At 64.1% G+C, this 19,088-nt stretch carries 16 protein-coding genes; 11 read left to right on the top strand and 5 right to left on the bottom strand.

Annotated elements, in window-relative coordinates; genetic code table 11:
- Positions 1–42: 42 nt before the first annotated feature.
- Entirely contained in the window at positions 43–1,032 is a 990-nt protein-coding gene (locus NTD80_RS07065; protein WP_065906913.1) for a GntR family transcriptional regulator, read from the bottom strand.
- Positions 1,033–1,368: 336 nt separating this feature from the next.
- Here NTD80_RS07065 and NTD80_RS07060 point away from each other — a divergent pair, with 336 nt between their 5' ends.
- From NTD80_RS07060 to NTD80_RS07020, 9 genes are all read left to right on the top strand, one after another.
- Positions 1,369–2,700, top strand: coding sequence for an amidase (locus tag NTD80_RS07060; protein WP_262132852.1), 1,332 nt, complete (start codon positions 1,369–1,371; stop codon positions 2,698–2,700).
- An 11-nt stretch (positions 2,701–2,711) separates the two neighbouring features.
- Complete coding sequence (locus tag NTD80_RS07055; protein ID WP_065906905.1) at positions 2,712–3,590, top strand: polysaccharide deacetylase family protein; 879 nt, start codon at positions 2,712–2,714, stop codon at positions 3,588–3,590.
- Positions 3,591–3,651: 61 nt separating this feature from the next.
- Entirely contained in the window at positions 3,652–4,992 is a 1,341-nt protein-coding gene (locus NTD80_RS07050) for an MFS transporter (RefSeq protein WP_262132851.1), read from the top strand.
- 10 nt (positions 4,993–5,002) lie between these two features.
- Positions 5,003–5,764, top strand: a complete 762-nt coding sequence (locus NTD80_RS07045) for an SDR family NAD(P)-dependent oxidoreductase (protein ID WP_262132850.1) — start codon at positions 5,003–5,005, stop codon at positions 5,762–5,764.
- A gap of 156 nt (positions 5,765–5,920) precedes the next feature.
- Positions 5,921–6,670, top strand: coding sequence for an SDR family NAD(P)-dependent oxidoreductase (locus NTD80_RS07040; RefSeq protein WP_106805060.1), 750 nt, complete (start codon positions 5,921–5,923; stop codon positions 6,668–6,670).
- A 13-nt stretch (positions 6,671–6,683) separates the two neighbouring features.
- Positions 6,684–6,986, top strand: a complete 303-nt coding sequence (locus tag NTD80_RS07035) for a hypothetical protein (RefSeq protein WP_106805059.1) — start codon at positions 6,684–6,686, stop codon at positions 6,984–6,986.
- A gap of 12 nt (positions 6,987–6,998) precedes the next feature.
- Positions 6,999–7,973: a CobW family GTP-binding protein gene (locus tag NTD80_RS07030; RefSeq protein ID WP_262132849.1), complete on the top strand. Its 975-nt coding sequence runs from the start codon at positions 6,999–7,001 to the stop codon at positions 7,971–7,973.
- Positions 7,970–9,142 carry a PotD/PotF family extracellular solute-binding protein gene (locus tag NTD80_RS07025; RefSeq protein WP_106805057.1) on the top strand — a complete coding sequence of 391 codons (1,173 nt, stop codon included), beginning with the start codon at positions 7,970–7,972 and terminating at the stop codon, positions 9,140–9,142. The genes NTD80_RS07030 and NTD80_RS07025 overlap by 4 nt, the downstream gene beginning before the upstream one ends.
- A gap of 208 nt (positions 9,143–9,350) precedes the next feature.
- Positions 9,351–11,687 carry a putative bifunctional diguanylate cyclase/phosphodiesterase gene (locus NTD80_RS07020; protein ID WP_262132848.1) on the top strand — a complete coding sequence of 779 codons (2,337 nt, stop codon included), beginning with the start codon at positions 9,351–9,353 and terminating at the stop codon, positions 11,685–11,687.
- A 64-nt stretch (positions 11,688–11,751) separates the two neighbouring features.
- Here the strand turns inward: NTD80_RS07020 and NTD80_RS07015 are convergent, their stop codons facing one another.
- Positions 11,752–14,169, bottom strand: coding sequence for a glucose/quinate/shikimate family membrane-bound PQQ-dependent dehydrogenase (locus tag NTD80_RS07015; RefSeq protein ID WP_065906886.1), 2,418 nt, complete (start codon positions 14,167–14,169; stop codon positions 11,752–11,754).
- Between the two features lie 400 nt (positions 14,170–14,569).
- Positions 14,570–16,588, bottom strand: a complete 2,019-nt coding sequence (locus NTD80_RS07010) for a TonB-dependent receptor (RefSeq protein ID WP_262132847.1) — start codon at positions 16,586–16,588, stop codon at positions 14,570–14,572.
- A 212-nt stretch (positions 16,589–16,800) separates the two neighbouring features.
- Between NTD80_RS07010 and NTD80_RS07005 the strand changes: the two genes are divergently transcribed.
- Positions 16,801–17,034, top strand: coding sequence for a VF530 family DNA-binding protein (locus NTD80_RS07005; RefSeq protein WP_012722427.1), 234 nt, complete (start codon positions 16,801–16,803; stop codon positions 17,032–17,034).
- A 4-nt stretch (positions 17,035–17,038) separates the two neighbouring features.
- Positions 17,039–17,665 (top strand): Pr6Pr family membrane protein, encoded by a 627-nt coding sequence (locus NTD80_RS07000; RefSeq protein WP_262132845.1) that lies wholly within the window; start codon positions 17,039–17,041, stop codon positions 17,663–17,665.
- A 43-nt stretch (positions 17,666–17,708) separates the two neighbouring features.
- Here NTD80_RS07000 and NTD80_RS06995 read toward each other — a convergent pair whose 3' ends face one another.
- Positions 17,709–18,476: a siderophore-interacting protein gene (locus NTD80_RS06995; protein ID WP_262132843.1), complete on the bottom strand. Its 768-nt coding sequence runs from the start codon at positions 18,474–18,476 to the stop codon at positions 17,709–17,711.
- Complete coding sequence (locus NTD80_RS06990; protein ID WP_262132841.1) at positions 18,473–19,021, bottom strand: PadR family transcriptional regulator; 549 nt, start codon at positions 19,019–19,021, stop codon at positions 18,473–18,475. Before NTD80_RS06990 ends, NTD80_RS06995 begins: the two co-directional genes overlap by 4 nt.
- Between the last annotated feature and the right edge of the window lie 67 nt (positions 19,022–19,088).

The following is a 19,088-nucleotide window of genomic DNA, read 5'->3' as shown; positions in this document are numbered from 1 at the left end:
TTTCGAAACCCGTAGGCGCCAGCAAGCCGGCTCCTGCAGGGGTCAGCTGATTTTGTGGAGATAGGCGGGCAGTGGCTGTTCCGGCAGCACCGACAGCACTTTCAACCGCTGCAACATGCGTTGTCGGGCCCGTTGCAGGTGCTCGCGCAGGTTCAGCGCGGCCGCATCGACGGCGCCGTGCAGCAACAACTCCAGAATCAGGCGATGTTCGGCAAGCATGGCTGGATCGGCGCCGATCCCCAGCAAACGGTAGAAAATCCGGCTGATGATCATCGGGCTCTGGCCCTGGCGAATCAACGCGGCGATCTTGCGATTCTGCAGGCCGGCGAGGCAGCGCTGGTGCAAATCCTCTTCGATCTGTTCGATGGCTTCCAGGCTGCAATGGGGGCTGTCCTGGGCGTCCAGCACGCGTTGCAACATGGCTTCGAGCAGCTCGCGGTCCAGGTTCGGTGCGCTCTGGCGCAGGGCTTCGGGCTCCAGGCAGGCACGCAGTTCGTAGTCTTCGGTGACTTCCCGCGCGGTCAGCGGCCCGGCCAGCCACTGGGAGTACGGCTCTTTTTCTACCAGGCCTCGGTCGCGCAGGCGCATCAATGCTTCGCGCACCACCGCGCGACTGACGCCGTAGTGGTCGGCGGCGGCCTGCTCGTCCAGGCGGTAGTGGCCGAAGGCGATGCAGGTGGACAGCGCCGCGCCGATCTCCTCGACGATCCGCTCGCCCAGCGGTCGGGTATCCACCAGCTCATCTTCGCCATTCAGGCCCAGGTGCGCATGGCTCAGCGGCAAGCGCAGCGGCTCCATGGCCAGCCCTTCGGGATTGATCAGGTAGCCGCGGCCATTGAAGCGGCAAATCAGCCCTTCGGCGTGCAGCAGGTCCAGGGCCTTGCGCACCGGCACGCGGCTGGTGCCGAACAGTTCGGCCAGCGGTGCCTCCAGCAGGACCAGCCCGTGGCGCGCGGTGCCGTTGACGATCGCATCACGCAACAGCTGATGAATCATCGCGTAACGGGAGGCCGAGGCGGACACTGCTTTCATTGCTTTCTCAAGAGGATGTAGGACGGTGGCCGGGGATTCTCTCATAGATGCGCCTGTCACTCTGCGCCACATCGGTGGCACTTTTTTGGGGCCTGGACAGCGGGAATGTTACTTTTCTGCACCAAAATGTACTTATTCATAAAAGATACATTATTTCTTTTAAGCACTACGCCGGATGTCTTGCACGCTTTTTTTTCCAGACTCAGGAGCATCTATCCCGTGGATCCTGACGCAAACATCTGATCTGCGGGTTACGCGCGTTCACAGACTGGCACGAAACCTGCCTTTGTAAAATGTACATTTTATTAATATGTACGTTTTTTGAGGGTCATCTTGATGTCAGACGCCACTTCAATGGCCGAGGATTTCGCCAGCGGTCGCAACGACCCGGTGCAAGCCCTCGAGCAGGCACTCGACAAGGCCAGCCAGGTCCCCGCGGTATTTATCAGCCTGACCGCCGAGCGCGCCCGCCGTGAAGCCGAAGCTGCCGCCGCGCGCTGGCGGGCCGGCCAGCCATTGAGTGGGTTGGATGGCGTGCCCGTGGCCTGGAAGGACCTCTATGACGTGGCCGGCAGCGTCACCACTGCAGGTGCCGCCTACCGACGCAATGCGCCTGCCGCCTTGCTCGATGCGCCCAGCGTAGGGCTGCTGTGCCGCGCGGGGATGGTCAGCGTCGGCAAGACCAACCTCAGCGAACTGGCCTATTCCGGGCTCGGCCTCAATCCGCACTTCGGCACCCCGCACAACCCGCACGGCACTGACCAGCCACGTATTCCGGGTGGCTCATCGTCCGGTTCGGCAGTGGCCGTCGCCGCCGACATTGTGCCCATCGCGATGGGCACCGACACCGCCGGTTCGATCCGCATCCCCTCGGCATTCAATGGCCTGGTGGGCTACCGCAGCAGCAGCCGGCGCTACAGCCGCGACGGCGTGTTCCCCCTGGCTCACACCCTCGACAGCCTTGGCCCGCTGACCCGCAGCGTGCGCGATGCGCTGGCCATCGACGACCTGCTCCACGGCCGCCGGCAAACCCATGTCGCGCGAAGCCTCAAGGGCCAGCACTTTGTGCTGGAGCAAGGCGCCCTGGAAGGCATTGAACCCGCCGTACGCAACAACCTGCTGCGCGCGGTGGACCAACTCAAGGCCGCCGGTGCGCGGGTCGAGTTGCGCCCCTCGCCAACGTTCCAGGCCACGCTGGAGCTGATCAAGCACCAAGGCTGGCTCGGCGCCTTCGAAGCCTTCGCCCTGCACCAGGCGTTGCTCGACAGCGCCGACGCCGAGCAACTCGACCCCCGCGTACGCCGCCGTCTCGAAGCCGCCCGCGCGTTGCCGGCCAGCCAACTGATCGCCCTCACCGATGCCCGCCGCCGCCTGCAACAGCAACTGATCGACGACCTCGACGGCGCCATGCTGATCACCCCCACCGTTGCGCATGTCGCCCCGGCCCTGGCACCCCTGGAAGCCGACGACGCGCTGTTTGTCAGCACCAACCTCGCCACCCTGCGCCTGACCATGCCCGGCAGTTTGCTCGACATGCCCGGCGTGAGCCTGCCCAGCGGCCGCGACGCCCTGGGTTTACCCACCGGCCTGCTGCTCAGCGCCCCCAGCGGCGAAGACGCACGCCTGCTGCGGGCCGCTTTGTCGGTCGAAACCGCCCTGACTTTTTAAGGAGACACACCATGGCTAAAGACATCCTCTGTGCATTTGGCGTCGACGTCGACGCCGTCGCCGGCTGGCTCGGTTCCTACGGCGGCGAAGACTCGCCCGATGACATCTCCCGCGGCCTGTTCGCCGGGGAAGTCGGCGCGCCGCGCCTGCTCAAACTGTTCGAACGCTACGGCCTGCGCACCACCTGGTTCATCCCCGGCCACTCGATGGAAACCTTCCCCGAGCAGATGAAGGCCGTGGCCGACGCCGGCCACGAAATCGGCGTGCACGGCTACAGCCACGAAAACCCGATCGCGATGACCGCCGAGCAGGAAGAAATCGTCCTCGACAAGTCCATCGAGCTGATCACCCAGGTCACCGGCAAGCGCCCCACCGGCTATGTCGCGCCGTGGTGGGAATTCAGCAAGGTGACCAACGAGCTGTTGCTGAAAAAAGGCATCAAGTACGACCACAGCCTTATGCACAACGACTTCCATCCCTACTACGTGCGCAAGGGCGACACCTGGACCAAGATCGACTATAGCCAGCACCCCGATACCTGGATGAAACCCCTGGTGCGCGGCGAAGAAACCGACCTGGTGGAGATCCCGGCCAACTGGTACCTCGATGACCTGCCGCCGATGATGTTCATCAAGAAAGCCCCGAACAGCCACGGCTTCGTCAACCCGCGTCACCTCGAGGAAATGTGGCGCGACCAGTTCGACTGGGTCTACCGCGAGCACGAACACGCGGTGTTCACCATGACCATCCACCCCGACGTGTCCGGCCGCCCGCAAGTGCTGTTGATGCTGGAGCGCCTGATCGAGCACATCCAGAGCCATGCCGGCGTGCGCTTCGTCACCTTCGACGAAATCGCCGACGACTTCATTCGCCGCCAACCCCGTACCTGAACCCCACCCTGCAGGAGCCGGCTTGCCGGCGCCTGCCGGTCAAATCCTTGAGGCGCGCCCCATGTCCATCTACAACAAGCTTGACCTGACTGGCTGGAAACCCCGGCAACTGAGGTCCCAGGAAGTGCGCTTCGCCACCTGGATCGCGTTTTTCGCCTGGGTGTTTGCGGTGTATGACTTCATCCTGTTCGGCACGTTGCTGCCGGAGATCGGCCGGCACTTTGGCTGGGGTGAAGTGGAGCAAGCTGAAATCGCGACCTGGGTGGCGGTGGGCACGGCGGTGGTCGCGTTTGCCATTGGCCCGGTCGTGGATAAGTTGGGTCGGCGCAAAGGCATCATCTTCACCGTGGCCGGTTCGGCGCTCTGCTCGGCACTCACCGCGATTGGCGGGGCGTGGGGCAAGTCGCCGCTGATTCTGATCCGGTCGCTGGGCGGCCTGGGCTATGCCGAGGAAACCGTCAACGCGACCTACTTGAGCGAGCTGTATGGCGCTTCCGAAGACCCGCGCCTGACCAAGCGCCGCGGGTTTATCTACAGCCTGGTGCAGGGCGGCTGGCCGGTCGGGGCGTTGATCGCCGCCGGGTTGACCGCGCTGTTGCTGCCGGTCATTGGCTGGCAGGGCTGCTTCATCTTCGCCGCGATCCCGGCGATCGTGATCGCGATCATGGCGCGCAAGCTCAAGGAGAGCCCGCAGTTCCAGATCCACCAGCGCATCAGCGAGCTGCGTAAAAGCGGCGCGGTGAAGGACGCGCAGAATGTCGCCGCGACCTACGGCGTGGACTACGACGAACACAGCAAGGCCGGCCTCAAGGCGGCCTTCCGTGGTCCGGCGCGCCGCGCCACGCTGGTGATCGGCGCCGCGCTGCTGCTCAACTGGGCGGCGATCCAGGTGTTCAGCGTGCTGGGGACTTCGGTGATCGTCAGCGTGCACCACATCTCGTTCGAGAACTCGCTGATCATCCTCGTACTGTCGAACCTGGTGGGTTACTGCGGCTACCTCAGCCACGGTTGGATGGGCGACAAGATCGGCCGCCGCAACGTGATCGGCCTGGGCTGGATGCTCGGCGGGCTGTCGTTCGCCGGCATGCTGTTTGGCCCGAGCAACATGGCGATGGTCGTCGGGCTTTACAGCCTGGGCCTGTTCTTCCTGATCGGGCCGTACTCGGCAGCGCTGTTCTTCATCAGCGAAAGTTTCCCCACCAGCATCCGCGCCACCGGTGGCGCGATCATCCATGCCATGGGGCCGATCGGCGCGGTGGTCGCAGGTTTTGGCGCGACCCAGGTGTTGTCCGCCGGCAGCGACTGGCAGACCGCCGCGCTGTGGTTCGGTGCACTGCCGTGCTTTTTGTCCGGTGCCCTGATGTTTGCCGCACGCCACGTGCGTCCGGAAACCGTTCAGTAAGGAGTGTTTGATGAGCCGTAAAGTTGCCTTGATTACCGGTGCCGCCAGCGGCATCGGCCAAGCCCTCGCCGTGGCCTATGCGCGCAACGGCGTGGCGGTGGTCGGCGGGTATTACCCCGCCGACCCCCATGACCCGCACACCACTGTGGCCCTGGTGGAAGCGGCCGGCGGCGAGTGCCTGATGCTGCCACTGGACGTGGGCGAGAGCGCCTCGGTGGACGCCCTGGCCGAGCAGGCCGTGCAACATTTTGGCCGCCTCGATTACGCAGTGGCCAACGCGGGTCTGCTGCGCCGCGCGGCGTTGCTGGAGATGACCGATACGCTGTGGGACGAAATGCTCAATGTCGACCTGACGGGGGTGATGCGCACCTTCCGCGCGGCGACCCGGCATATGCACGAGGGCGGCGCGCTGGTGGCGATTTCATCGATTGCCGGCGGCGTGTATGGCTGGCAGGAGCACAGTCACTACGCGGCAGCCAAGGCCGGTGTGCCGGGGCTGTGCCGGTCGCTGGCGGTGGAGTTGGCGCCCAAGGGCATTCGCTGCAACGCGGTGATTCCCGGGTTGATCGAGACGCCACAGTCGCTGGATGCGAAAAATTCGCTGGGGCCGGAAGGCTTGGCGAAAGCGGCGCGCGCAATCCCGCTGGGCCGGGTAGGGCGGGCGGATGAAGTGGCGTCGCTGGTGCAGTTCCTGACCAGTGAGGCATCGAGTTATTTGACCGGGCAGAGCATCGTCATCGACGGTGGCCTGACCGTGCGCTGGCCGGACTGATGCGGATTCAAGCCTGATGCACATCAAATGCGGGAGCGGGCTTGCTCAAGAATGCGGCGCAACAGTTCTGCATGCATCGACTGACACACCGCTTTCGCGAGCAAGCCGCTGCCATATTTAACGGCGTTCGCAACTCGATTATTCAAGGAGTTCACCATGCCTCAACTCACTCATCGCCGCGCCGTCATCACCGGCGCCGGCAGCGGTATCGGGGCCGCCATTGCGCGCGCCTATGCCGTCGAAGGCGCACGCCTGCTGCTGTCCGACCGCAACGCCGCCAGCCTGGCTGAAACCGCGATCACCTGCCGCAACCTTGGCGCCGAAGTGGTCGAGTGCCTGGCCGATGTCGGCACGGTCGAGGGCGCTCAGGCCAGTGTCGATCGCTGCGTCGAGCATTTCGGCGGCATCGATATCCTGGTCAACAATGCCGGCATGCTCACCCAGGCGCGCTGCGTCGACCTCTCCCTCGAAATGTGGAATGACATGCTGCGTGTCGACCTCACCAGTGTGTTCATCGCCAGCCAGCGCGCCCTGCCGCACATGCTCGCGCAGCGCTGGGGGCGGATCATCAACGTCGCCTCGCAACTGGGTATCAAGGGCGGCGCGGAGCTGACCCACTACGCCGCCGCCAAGGCCGGGGTGATTGGCTTTACCAAATCCCTCGCGCTGGAAGTGGCCAAGGACAATGTGCTGGTCAACGCCATCGCGCCGGGCCCTATCGAAACGCCGCTGGTGGGCGGCATCAGTGCCGACTGGAAACGCGCCAAGGCTGCCGAACTGCCCCTGGGCCGCTTCGGCCTGGCGGATGAAGTCGCGCCCACCGCCGTGCTGCTGGCCAGCGAGCCGGGTGGCAACCTTTTTGTCGGCCAGACCCTGGGCCCCAATTCCGGCGATGTCATGCCATGAGCGGGGTGTAGGCATGTGCGGACTCTGCGGACTGCTCGGCGAAGACCTGCACTGGAGCGACCCCCTGGGCGACGAACTGCCCAGGCGCCGCGAACGCCTGCGCCGTATCGCCGCCATCAACCAGGTGCTGGCGGTGTTCCGGCTCAAGGTCGAAGACTTCCAGGGCGCGTCCTACCTGCTGCTGGGCGCCACCGGCAAACAGGCGTTGGCGAGCGGCCTGGATCAACTCTGGCAGGCCGCTGAAACCATGCTCGGCCGCCCGCTGGACCCGCTCGATCCGCACTTGCTCGATCACCTGGACCTGCAGGCGTCATGAGGTAAGAAGAAAATGAGCATCGCTCTAAATGTGATCACCGGCTTCCTCGGCAGTGGCAAGACCACCTTGCTCAAGCGCCTGCTGCAGCACGAAAGCCTCGGCGATACCGCGTTGCTGATCAACGAATTCGGCGACGTCGGCATCGACCATCTGCTGGTGGAAGAAGTGGCGCCCAATACCGTGTTGCTGCCCAGCGGCTGTATTTGCTGCTCGATCCGCGGCGAACTGAAAGACGCGCTGCTTGGCCTGTTGCAACGCCGCGAGCGCGGTGAGATTCCTGCGTTCAAGCGTGTGATCCTGGAAACCACCGGCCTGGCCGATCCGGCGCCGATCCTCGCGACCTTGAACAATGACGTGCAATTGCGCGGGCGTTTTCATATCGGCCTGGTGATCACCCTGGTCGACGCCAGTCACGCCGCGCTGCAGGAACGCCTGCACCCGGAATGGCTGGCCCAGGTCGCGGCGGCGGATCGCCTGTTGCTGAGCAAGACCGACCTGGTGCCTGATTGCGCGGCGCTGCGTGCGCACCTGCAGGGGCTGAATGCCGGTACGCCGATCCTCGATACACAGGGCATTCTCAGCGGCGATCAACTGCTGCTCGGCGAAGGCCTGCGCAGCGCCGAGCCCGCCGTGGAAGTCAGCCGCTGGCAACTGCATCAAGCCACCAACGTCACCCACGGCGCCGCGCAGGTGTGCAGCCTGACCTTCGACCAGCCGCTGGACTGGGTGGGTTTCGGGGTGTGGTTGTCGATGCTGTTAAGATGCCACGGCGAACGAATCCTCCGCGTCAAAGGGCTGCTCAACGTGAACGCCAGTAACGCCCCCATCGTCATTCATGGCGTGCAGCATTGCCTGCACGCCCCGGTGCACTTGCCCGCGTGGCCGGGCAGCGACCGCCAGTCGCGCCTGGTGTTTATCCTGCGCGGGCTTGACCCCGCGCTGCTGCGGCGCTCCTTCGACGTGTTCTCGCGACGGTTCGCCGCATGATCACATTGCGCGTTCTCGGCACCTCGGTGACCCTGCTCGAATGCCTGCGCGTGCGCGCCGAACAGGAACTGGGTATTCGCCTGGTGTACCAGGTGCACGACGTCGAACAGGCCCAGCGCATCGCGGTGATGCAGCCCGACAGCTACGACCTCTACGACCAGTGGTTTCACAACGTCGACTTCGTGTGGCCGGCCCGCGCGATCCAGCCCATCGACACGCGACGCCTGGCGCTGTGGCACGAGATCAACGACTTGCCCAAGCGCGGGCGCCTGTCGCCGAACGACCGCCTGGGCAGCGGCAGCGTGCCCAGCGAACGTCTGTTCGTGCAACACGATGGCAGCCTCGGCAGCACCGTCACCGAGCGCATCAGCATGTTGCCGCTGACCCACAACGCCGACAGTTTTGCCTACCGCCCCGAACGCTTGCCCGAGGGTTTTTGCCACGGCAATGAAAGCTGGGGCTGGTTGCTCGATCCGGCGTGGCGCGCACGCACGGCGCTGCAGAGTGACGCCGCCATCGGCGCGCTGGACGCCGCGCTGGCGGTGCAGGGCGCGGGGCTGGCCAACTTCAAGGACATCGGCAACATGAGCATCGAAGAGATCGATGTGCTGGCCGACATTCTGGTGCGCAAACAGAAGGAAGGGCACTTTGCGGCGTTCTGGTCCGATGACGAGGAGGCGGCGCAATTGATGCTCAGCCCGAGCATCGATATCCAGAGCCTGTGGTCGCCGACCTTGATGCGCCTGCACCGCGCCGGGGTGAAATACCGCCTGGCGGTGCCGCGTGAAGGCTATCGCGCCTGGTTCGGCGGCTTGTCATTGTCGCGCCATGCCCAGGGGCCGGTGCTGGATGCGGCGTATGCCTATCTCAATTGGTGGCTGTCCGGCTGGCCCGGTGCGGTGATGGCGCGCCAGGGTTACTACATCGGCAACCCGGCGCGCACGCGTGATCACCTGAGCAGCGCCGAATGGGATTACTGGTATGCCGGCAAGCCTGCGCGGGAGGAGTTGCTGGGCAGCGACGGCTTGCCGCTGATTGATATCGGCGAGGTGCGCGATGGCGGCTCCTATGAGCAACGCATGGGGCATATCGCGGTGTGGAACTCGGTCATGGATGAGCACAACTACCTGGTGCGGCGGTGGGGGGACTTTATGCGGGCGCGCGGCTGAGCGCCGGTCAAGCGCGTGTCGCCAATAAAATGACTGTGAAATCCCCGTATTTATTGAGTGCGCTTATGCTTTTCCCCAGCTAATCTGCTCAAACCAAATATTCATGCAAAATGGATATTTTTTTGACGCCAGTCAGCAGTTGCCAGGAAAGCATATGACAAAGGGACCGAGTGGCAGAGAACGGCGAAGGCAGCCAGAGGGCACTGCAATGAGCTGGCGCCACACCTTTCAAACCCGCATTGCGGGGGTGTTGGCGCTGTTGCTGCTGGTGGTCGTCGCAGCCACTTATTTCGCGGTCAAGACCGCGACGTCCCGCGCCGTGGAAAACCAGGCGCAAGTCCAACTCAAGACCGGCAGCCAGGTGTTCGAACGCCTGCTGGACCTGCGCGGCCGTCGCCTGCAATACGGCCTTGACTGGCTGACCGTCGACGGCCCGTTCAAACAAGCCGTGGCCGAGGGCCAGACCGTGCCGATCCTCGCCGCCCTGCGGCGTCATGGCACCGGTATTCGTTCCAGCGAAGTGTTTGTGCTTGGCCTGGATGGCAAGGTCATGGTCAGCACCTTGCCCGTCCTGTCGCGCGGCCAGGTGTTCCCCTATAACAACGCCCTGCGCCTCGCGCGGCGCAGCGGCCTGCAGATGTTGATCGTGGCCATGGACGGCCGGCCGTACCTGCTGGTGCAGGAGGAAGTACTCGACCCGTTGCCCATCGCACGGGTGGTGATGGGCTTTCCCATGGACAAGCTGTTCGCCAATGAGCTGCGTTCCATGAGCAACCTGGAGGTGTCGTTCCTCAGTGTGCAGGAGGGCAAGCCGGGTCCGCTGTTCAGCACCCAGCCCGATGCGTACCAGGCCTCCACTTTCAGCTTGCTGCGCGAAGCGCCTATCGACCCCGAGCCGCAGATCCACCTGTTCTACGGCCAGCGCGTGCTCAGCCAGGTACTGCCGCTGGCCAATACCGGTGACGGCAATGAAGTGCGGGTCCTGCTGCAAAGCCCGCTGGACCATGCGCTGGAATCCTTCGCGCCGCTGGACCGGCAGTTCCTCGGGATTGCCCTGGCGGTGCTGCTGGTGTCGTTGGCCGGCGCGCTGTTCCTCGCGCGTCGCGTGTCGCGCCCGCTGAATGCGCTGGTCGAGGCGGCGGGGCGGATCGGTGCCGGCGATTACCGCACGCCGGTGCGGGTGCGCGGTCATGACGAGTTCGGCCTGCTGGCGCGCGCCTTCAACGCCATGCAAAGCGGGATCGCCGTGCGCGAACGGCAACTGGCGCATAACGCCCTGCATGATCCGCTCACCGGCCTGCCCAATCGGGCCTTGGCCATGGAGCGCCTGGGCAGCGCGATCAGCGCGCGCCGGCCGGTGGTGTTGTTGTACCTGGGCATCGAGAACTACCGGGTGATCAACGAAGGCTTCGGTCCCGAGGGCGTCGAGGAGATGCTCCGCGAAGCCAGCCGCTGCCTGTCCATGAGCCTGTTGGCCAGCGACACGGCGGCACGCATCACCGGCAGCGAGTTCCTGCTGTTGCTGGAAAACACCGAGATCGACCGCGCCGTGGCCCGCGCCGACCGCCTCTACGCGTTGCTCACCGAACCCCAGCGCATTGGCAATGACGAACTGCGCCACGAAGTCAGCATCGGCATCGCTGCCTACCCTGCCGACGGCCAGCAGGTCGAAGAGCTGATCAGCCGCGCCGCCATCGCTCGCCATGATGCGGCGGCGCTGCCGGGCTACCTGCAGATCTACCAGCAGGACCGCGATCTCGCCCACCAGCGCCAGATCACCTTGATCCGCGACCTGCGCCGGGCGGCCGTCGAAGGCGAGTTGTACCTGTGCTACCAGCCCAAACTCGACCTCAAGCACGGCTATGTACGCCAGGCCGAAGCCCTGCTGCGCTGGCAGCATCCGAGCCTGGGGCTGGTCTCGCCCGCCGAATTCATCCCCCTGGCCGAGCGCACCGGCAGCATGGGCGGCCTCACGCAATGGGTGATCGAAGAAGCCATCCGCCAGGTCGGCGAGTGGGCGCAGCGTGGGCTGCATATTCAATTGTCGGTGAATATCTCGGTGGATGATCTGGCCGATGATGACCTGGCGATCCGCGTCACCACCTTGCTGATGCACTACGGCGTGTCGGCCCAGCAGCTGCTTTTCGAGATCACCGAGAGCGCGATCATGCACAACCCTCAGCAGGCTCTGAGCGTGCTGGAGCAATTGCGTGGTTGCGGTATCAGCCTCTCGGTGGATGACTTCGGCACCGGCTATTCCTCGCTGGCCCAGCTGCAACGGCTGCCGGTGCAGGAGTTGAAGATCGACCAGTCCTTCGTGCGCAACCTCGACAGCACCAGCGGCGACGGTGTGATCGTCCGTTCCACCATCGAGATGAGCCACAACCTGGGGCTCAAGGTGGTGGCCGAAGGGGTCGAGTTCGAGCCCAGTCTCAAGCTGCTCAAACTGTGGAATTGCGACACGGCCCAGGGCTACCTGATCAGCCGTCCACTCAACGCCATGGCCTTCGAGATGTGGATGCGCCGCGAGCGCACTCCGGTTTAATCAGGCGCAATAAAAAGGCGGCTACCCCTGGGGGTAGCCGCCTTTTGTGTACCGCCGATGTTGCTTAATCCGGCAGTTTGAACGCCATCACGTAGTCACCCTGCTTGGTGCCCAGCGAGCCGTGACCGCCAGCCATGACCAGCACGTATTGCTTGCCGTCCTTGCCGGTGTAGGTCATCGGTGTGGTCTGCGCGCCTGCAGGCAGGCGGCCTTCCCACAGCTGCTTGCCGTTTTTCACGTCATAGGCACGCAGGTACTGGTCTAGGGTACCGCTGAGGAACGCTACGCCACCGGCGGTGGTGAAGGTGCCGCCCAGGCTTGGTACGCCCATGGTCAGGGGGATTGGAACCGGCGAGCTGTCACGCACGGTACCGTTTTTGTGCATCCAGATGGTTTGGTGGTTGGTCAGGTCGACCGCCGCCACATAACCCCACGCCGGTGCCTGGCACGGCAGGCCCAGGGGCGACAGCAGTGCTTCGAGGATCACGCCGTACGGCGCGCCTTTGTTCGGCTGCACGCCTTCGGTTTCACTCACACGCGGACCTTGCTTGGCGATATCGGCCGCCGGGATCAGCTTGGATTTGAACGCCATGTAGCTCGGGTTCACGAAGGCGATCTGGCGTACCGGGTCGACGGAAATGCCACCCCAGTCGAACACGCCGAAGTTGCCTGGGTAAACGATCGAGCCTTGCAGCGAAGGCGGCGTGAACGGGCCGTCGTAGCGCATGGATTTGAAATCGATGCGGCACAGCAGCTGGTCGAACGGCGTCACGCCCCACATGTCACGCTCCTTGAGGGGCGGTGGCATGAAGTTCAGCTCGGACTTCGGTTGGGTCGGCGAGGTGTGGTCGCCAGCAACAGCGCCTTGCGGCACGGCGACTTCGTGGATCGGCACCACCGGCTGGCCGGTAGCACGGTCGAGCACGTAGATGCTGCCTTGCTTGGTCGACGCCATCACCGCCTGCTTCACGCCGGCTTCGGTCTTGATGTCGATCAGCGAAGGCTGGCCGCCCACGTCCATGTCCCACAGGTCGTGGTGGGTGAACTGGAAGGTCCATTTCACGTGGCCGCTGTCGATGTCCAGGGCGGTCAGGCCGGCGCTGTATTTTTCCGAATCTTCGGTACGGTCGCCGCCGTATTGGTCGGGCATCTGGTTACCCATCGGCAGGTAGAGCATGCCGAGTTTTTCATCCACGCTGAACATGGACCACATGTTCGGCGAGTTGCGGGTGTAGGTCTTGCCCTCGGCCAACGGGGTAGTGTCGTCCGGGTTGCCGCTGTCCCAGTTCCACACCAGCTTGCCGGTGTGCACGTCGAACGCGCGGATCACGCCGCTAGGCTCGTCGGTGGAGACGTTGTCGGTCACGTGACCGCCGATCACCACGAGGTTCTTGGTCACGGCCGGTGGCGAGGTGGAGTAGTAACCGCCGGGGGCGAAGCTGCCGATATTGGCACGCAGGTCGACCTGGCCTTTGTCGCCGAAGTCTTCGCACATCTTGCCGGTGTCGGCGTTCAGGGCGATCAGACGGGTGTCGGCGGTCGGTACGAAGATGCGTTTCGGGCAGGCATTCGGCGCGGCGGCCGGGCTGGCGCTGCCGGTAGGGCTCTGCTCGGAAGCGTAGACGGCGTCATCGTGATACGACACGCCACGGCAGGTCATGTGCGCCCAGCCCTTGAAGTTCTCGGCACCTTCGGTGCTGATCTTCGGGTCGAAACGCCAGATTTCCTTGCCGGTGTCCGGGTCCAGCGCGATCACCTGGCTGTGCGGCGTGCACACGTAGAGCATGCCGTTGACTTTCAGCGGGGTGTTTTCCGCGGTGGTTTCACCCGGATCGCCAGCACCAGGAATGTCGCCGGTGCGGAAGGTCCACGCCGGGACCAGCTTGTGCGCGTTCTCCGGGGTGATCTGCGCCAGCGGCGAGTAGCGATCACCATGGGCCGAACGGCCGTAGGAGTTCCAGTCGCCATCGGCCTGGGCCGGCGCAGAACTGGCCATGCCAGGTACCGCGTCGCGGTCCAGTTGGCCGGTCTTGACCATCTCACCCGGGTTGGTGAATTGGCTGGCGAGGGCGGCAGCACCGGCCAGCACCACGGCCACGCTCAGCGCGCCAGTGCCCAGCGGGGCAGGCTGGCCACGCAGCAACGGACGGCGAAACCACGGGAGCAGCAGGACGATGCCCAGGGCAAACAGCAGTGCCAGGCGCGGCACCAACTGCCACCAGTCCAGGCCGACTTCCCACAAGGCCCATACGGTACTGGCGAACAACACCAGTGCGTACAAGCCCAGCGCGGCGCGGCGGGTAGCCAGCAGCAACACGCCGGTCAGGGCGATGCCGATACCGGCCAGCAGGTAGTACAGCGACCCGCCGAGCATGCTCAGCTTGACGCCGCCGGCCAGCAAGGCCAGCCCCATGATCAGCAGCAAGATCCCCAGCAGCCTGGGCAGCAGGCGGCTTGGGCTTGAAGCACCATCAGTGCTCATAGTGTGTTTCTCCGTTACGTTGGAATTATGTAACCCCGTGCTTCACTGTAGATGACGATTCGGCGCGGGCTTGGTTCAGCGTTAATTCGGTTTTTCTGGGGACAGGGGCTTATCCACAGGCGGGCGATAGACCTTCAGGCGCAGGTCGGTGCAAGACAGCGCTGTCTTCGAGGAGAGGGTAATTCGGCAAAATGGGATCGACCGCGGGAGTGAAACGTTTCAGTTTGTTGCGGCAAGGATAAAGTGCTGGTGCACCAAGAGAAAGCACAAATCGCAAGATGCATCATTTCCGATTTGGTAACAGTGACAGAACGTCGCTGCACAAAGTGTAGGCGCCGGCTTACAGGCGAGGGGCCCTTGAGGCCGCCATCGCCGGCGAGCCGGCGCCTACAGGCGTGGGTTAGAAGGTGGTGCGAATACCCACTTGCACGCTTCTGCCCGGTGCCGGCGCGATGTCACGCAGGATCGAGCTGGCGTAGCGCACGGTCTGGTTGGTGAGGTTTTCGCCGTTCACAAATGCCAGCCATTGGCTGCCGCCGACGTTGAAGCGATAGCCTGCGCTCGCGCCCAGCGTGGTGTAGCCGTCGGTGCCGCTCTCGTTATCCGGCACCCGGCCCTGGCCGGCGGCATGTTCCACATCGATACGTGCCTGCCAGCGGTCGAGTTCCCACAGCAGGCCGCTGTTCAAGCGTAGCGGCGCAATGCGCGGCAAGGCTTCGCCGGTGTCGAGGTTGGTGGCGCGGGTGTAGTCGCCCGACAGCTCCAGGGCGAACTTGCCGAAGGCGCTTTCACCAAGTTTCCAGTGGTCCTGGGCTTCAAAGCCGGCAAATCGCGCACGTACGCCGGAATATTCGTACTCAGGGATACCGCCGGCGTCTTCTTCACCTTCATCGTTCAGCGTACGACCGGTGCCCAGCAAGCCGATGTAATTGGAGAAGTGGCTGTAGAACACGCCGAAGCTGCCCTTGTGGGTGCCGTTGTCGAAACGCAGGGCCAGGTCGCTGGACACGGCTTTTTCTTTCTTCAGGTTGGCGTTGCCCAGCTCATAGGTACCGGTGGCGACATGCGCACCGTTGGCGTACAGCTCGTAGAACGTCGGCGCGCGCTCGGTGTAGCCGAGGGTCGCGGCCAGCGACCAGATCGGCGTGAGGGTGTACACCGCACCCGACGACAGGCTGCCGGCGGTGAAGTCATTGCTTTTGTCGGCGCCGGCAAAGCGCTCGTTGCCCTTGGCGTCCGGATCGACGCTGGTGTGTTCCAGGCGTCCGCCGAGGCTGAGTTTCAAGCGCTCGGTGGCCTGCATTTCTTCGAGGATAAACAGCGCGCCGGCCGTGGTGTCGGTCTGCGGCACGAACGCTTCTTCACCGAGGGCGGAGAACTCGTTGCGGGTGACCTGTGCGCCGACCACCCCGTCGAGCGGGCCAAGTGGCTGGTGACGGGCTTCAACCCGTGCCTCATACCCCTTGTTCTTGAAGATCGTGCCGGTCTCGCCGCCTTCGATCTCGCGGTGCTCGTAGTCGGTGTAGCCCGCGTCGACTTTCACCGAGGTGAACGGGCCTTGCAGGTTGCGGACTTCGGAGGCGAACGCGTAGTGATCCTGCTTCATGCGGATGCGCACGTCCTGCTCGGCGGGGGAGCCGTAGTTGGCGTCGTAGCTGCTGTAGGACAGCCCCGCGTAACCGTCATCCCAGGTGTAGGAACCGCCCACCGCGCCGCCGTCCTGGCGTCCGTCGCTGTTGCCCAGGCGACCGTTCTTGCCGGGGGCGTCATCGGTTTCCGGGGCGTGGCGACTGCGTGCCTGGCCGGGGATTTTCAGGTCGTTGAATTCCCGCGCATTCGCATCCAGGTGCAAGGCGAAGGTACCGTTGCCGGCTTCCAGCTTGCCGGCGCTGCTGCGCGTGGTGTCGGCGCCGCCGTAGCGCAATTCACCGGCACCGTGGATGCCTTCGATGGCTTCGGTGGGAATGCGGTTGTCGAAGGTGTTGACCACGCCGCCGATGGCGCTGCCGCCATACAGCAGCGCTGCCGGGCCGCGCACGATTTCGATGCGGTCGACGTTGACCGGGTCCAGTGGCACCGCGTGGTCGTAGGACAGCGACGAGGCATCCAGCGCGCCCACGCCGTTGCGCAGGATGCGGATGCGGTCACCGTCCTGGCCACGGATGATCGGCCGGCTGGCGCCCGGCCCGAAGTACGAAGACGACACGCCGGGCTGCTTGTTCAGGGTTTCGCCGAGGCTGCCTTTTTGCTGCAGGGTCAGGTCATCGCCTTCCAGCACGGTGGTCGGCGAGGCGAGTTGCTCGCTGCCCAGCGGGTTGCCGGTGATGACTTGGGGTTGCAGTTCCAGGGCGTGGGCTTCGGAGCAGATCAACAGGGCGGCGGCAAGCGGGGTCAAGCGCCACAGGGAGGAGAGGGACATCGGACATTCCTTGGCAAAACGGCAAAAAAGAGAAGGCTGCAGACGGTATCGAACGGCTTACTTTTGATAAGTATCGTTACAATATAACATCTCTTTTTTTGCTGAAAAGGGGAACTTTCTCCCACGGGCTATATTCAATGCAGTGCTTCCACCGGTACGCCCCGTCGGCTAAGGTGCGCGGCTGTATTTCCTCTTATTGCAAAAGGCCCGGCATGACCGCGACAAGCAACGACCCACTTCACGGCGTGACCCTGCAGCACGTCCTCACCACCCTGGTGGAACATTACGAATGGGAAGGCCTGGCCGAGCGCATTGACATCCGCTGCTTCAAGAGCGACCCGAGCATCAAGTCGAGCCTGACCTTCCTGCGCAAGACGCCGTGGGCGCGGGAAAAAGTCGAAGGCTTGTACGTCAAGCTGATGCGCACCAAACGCCCGCTGGACTGACCTCATGAAGCGGTATGTGGCGGCAGCGGCGCTGGCCGGATGGATCGGCTTGGCAATTCAGCAATACCTGATCTTTTATTCGCGCTGGGACGCCGGCGCCAGCCTGCTGGGCGGGCTGATCAACTTTTTCAGTTTCTTCACCGTGCTGACCAACACCCTGGCGGCGGTGGTGTTGAGCTATGCGTGGGTCAAGCGCGACTCGCCGGTGAAGCGGTGGTTTCTCGCGCCCGCGGTCAGCAGTGGCATCGCAGTGAGCATCGTGGTGGTGGGCCTCGCCTACAGCCTGTTGCTGCGGCATTTGTGGCAGCCCGAGGGCTTTCAATTTATCGCCGATGAGCTGCTGCACGACGTGATGCCGGTGTTGTTCGTCGTGTACTGGTGGCGGTATGTGCCCAAGGGCCATCTGCGCCTGAAACACATCGGCCTGTGGGTAATCTACCCGCTGGTGTACTTCGGCTATGCGCTGCTGCGCGGGGATTTGCTCGGGCAGTATCAGTACCCGTTCATCGATGTCGGCACCCTCGGTTATCCACAAGTGTTCGTGAATGCCGGGGGGATTCTGGCGGGGTTTGTGCTGGTTGCACTGGCGGTGCTGGGGCTGGACAGGATCAAGAAATCCTCCCGAGTCTGAAGGGGAAGCGGGGCAAGCCCGCTCTCCCATGACCGAGTCGGTTTCACTCTTCTGCGCTGCCGTCCGCACGCCAGTAGCCCACGGCCTTGAGGAACTCCTCATTGACCTTGTGGGTGTCCAGCAACACCCGTCGCAGCTGGCGCGACAGCTTGGTTTCGGTGGCGACAAAGCTGTACAGCGAACCGCCCGGCAGCGTCAGCTGCTGCACGGTGCCGAGCAGGTCATCCTGGCCACGCACCACCCAGATCACTTCCACATCGGCAGCACTGTGCAGTGCCTGCTGTTCCGCCGCATTCTCTATCTCGATCACCGCCAGCACCTTGCGCCCCGCCGGCAGTTCTTCCAGGCGGCGGCTGATGGCCGGCAACGCGGTTTCGTCGCCGATCAGCAGGTAGCTGTCGAAGATGTCCGGCACGATCATCGAGCCGCGTGGCCCGCCGATGTACAGGTGCTGCCCGACCTTGGCCTGGTCGGCCCAGGTGGAGGCGGGGCCATCGCCGTGCAATACGAAGTCGATGTCCAGTTCACCGACGTCCAGGTCATAGCGGCGCGGCGTGTAGTCGCGCATCGCCGGCTGCGGGCCTTCGCCCTTGATGCTGAAGGTCGGGCTTTCCAGCGCGGCCTGTTCGGCAGCGTTCTGCGGGAACAGCAACTTGATGTGATCGTCGCTGCCCAGGCTGATAAACCCGGCCAGTTCCGGCCCGCCGAGGGTGATGCGGCGCATGCGCGGGGTGATGTCGACCACGCGCAATACCTGCAGGCGGCGGCGTTTGATCTCGTGGGTCACGCGGTGGATGGCTTGAGTATTCATTGAGCTTTCCCGTCGGCAATGGCTTGGGCGGTGCTGTTGAGCAGCGCCGCGACACGAACGATTTCTTCCGGGCTCCAGCGCCCGTGGTGCGAATGCAAGGCGTGGCGCAGGTTGTGCACCGCCTCGTGGATTTCCGGCGGTCGGTCATGGCCGCGCAGCGAGCGCTTGCTCACCTCCATGCGCAGGCGAATGCCGTCGAGGGCCACCGTCTGTTCGCTTAAGAAGAGACGACCGGCGTCGGTGATTGTGTAGCGTTTTTTTCCGCCTTCGGCGTCGCCGGCGATCAACTCGCTTTCTTCCAGGAAGGTCAGCGTGGGGTAGATCACCCCGGGGCTGGGGCTGTAGGCGCCGTCGAACAGGGTTTCAATGCGGCGGATCAGGTCGTAGCCGTGGCACGGCTGTTCGGCGATCAACGCCGGCAGCAGCAATTTCAGGTCGCCCGGCGCAAAGACGCGCGGGCCGCGCCCACCGCGTTCGCGGCCAGGGCGTTTTTCGAAGCCATCGCGGTCGTCACCGTGGTCTCGGTGGTGATGAGGGGCTCTCACTGTCGTGTTCTCCTGTCTGATTTAGATATAACTTAAGATATATCTTACGTAAAGCGCAAAGCCGTCT

Origin of the sequence: Pseudomonas sp. 13B_2.1_Bac1, assembly GCF_025466155.1 — a bacterium.
Taxonomy (GTDB): Bacteria; Pseudomonadota; Gammaproteobacteria; order Pseudomonadales; family Pseudomonadaceae; genus Aquipseudomonas; species Aquipseudomonas aylmerensis.
The sequence above is the reverse complement of the archived record's forward strand: the minus strand, read 5'-3'. Positions and strand labels throughout refer to the sequence as shown.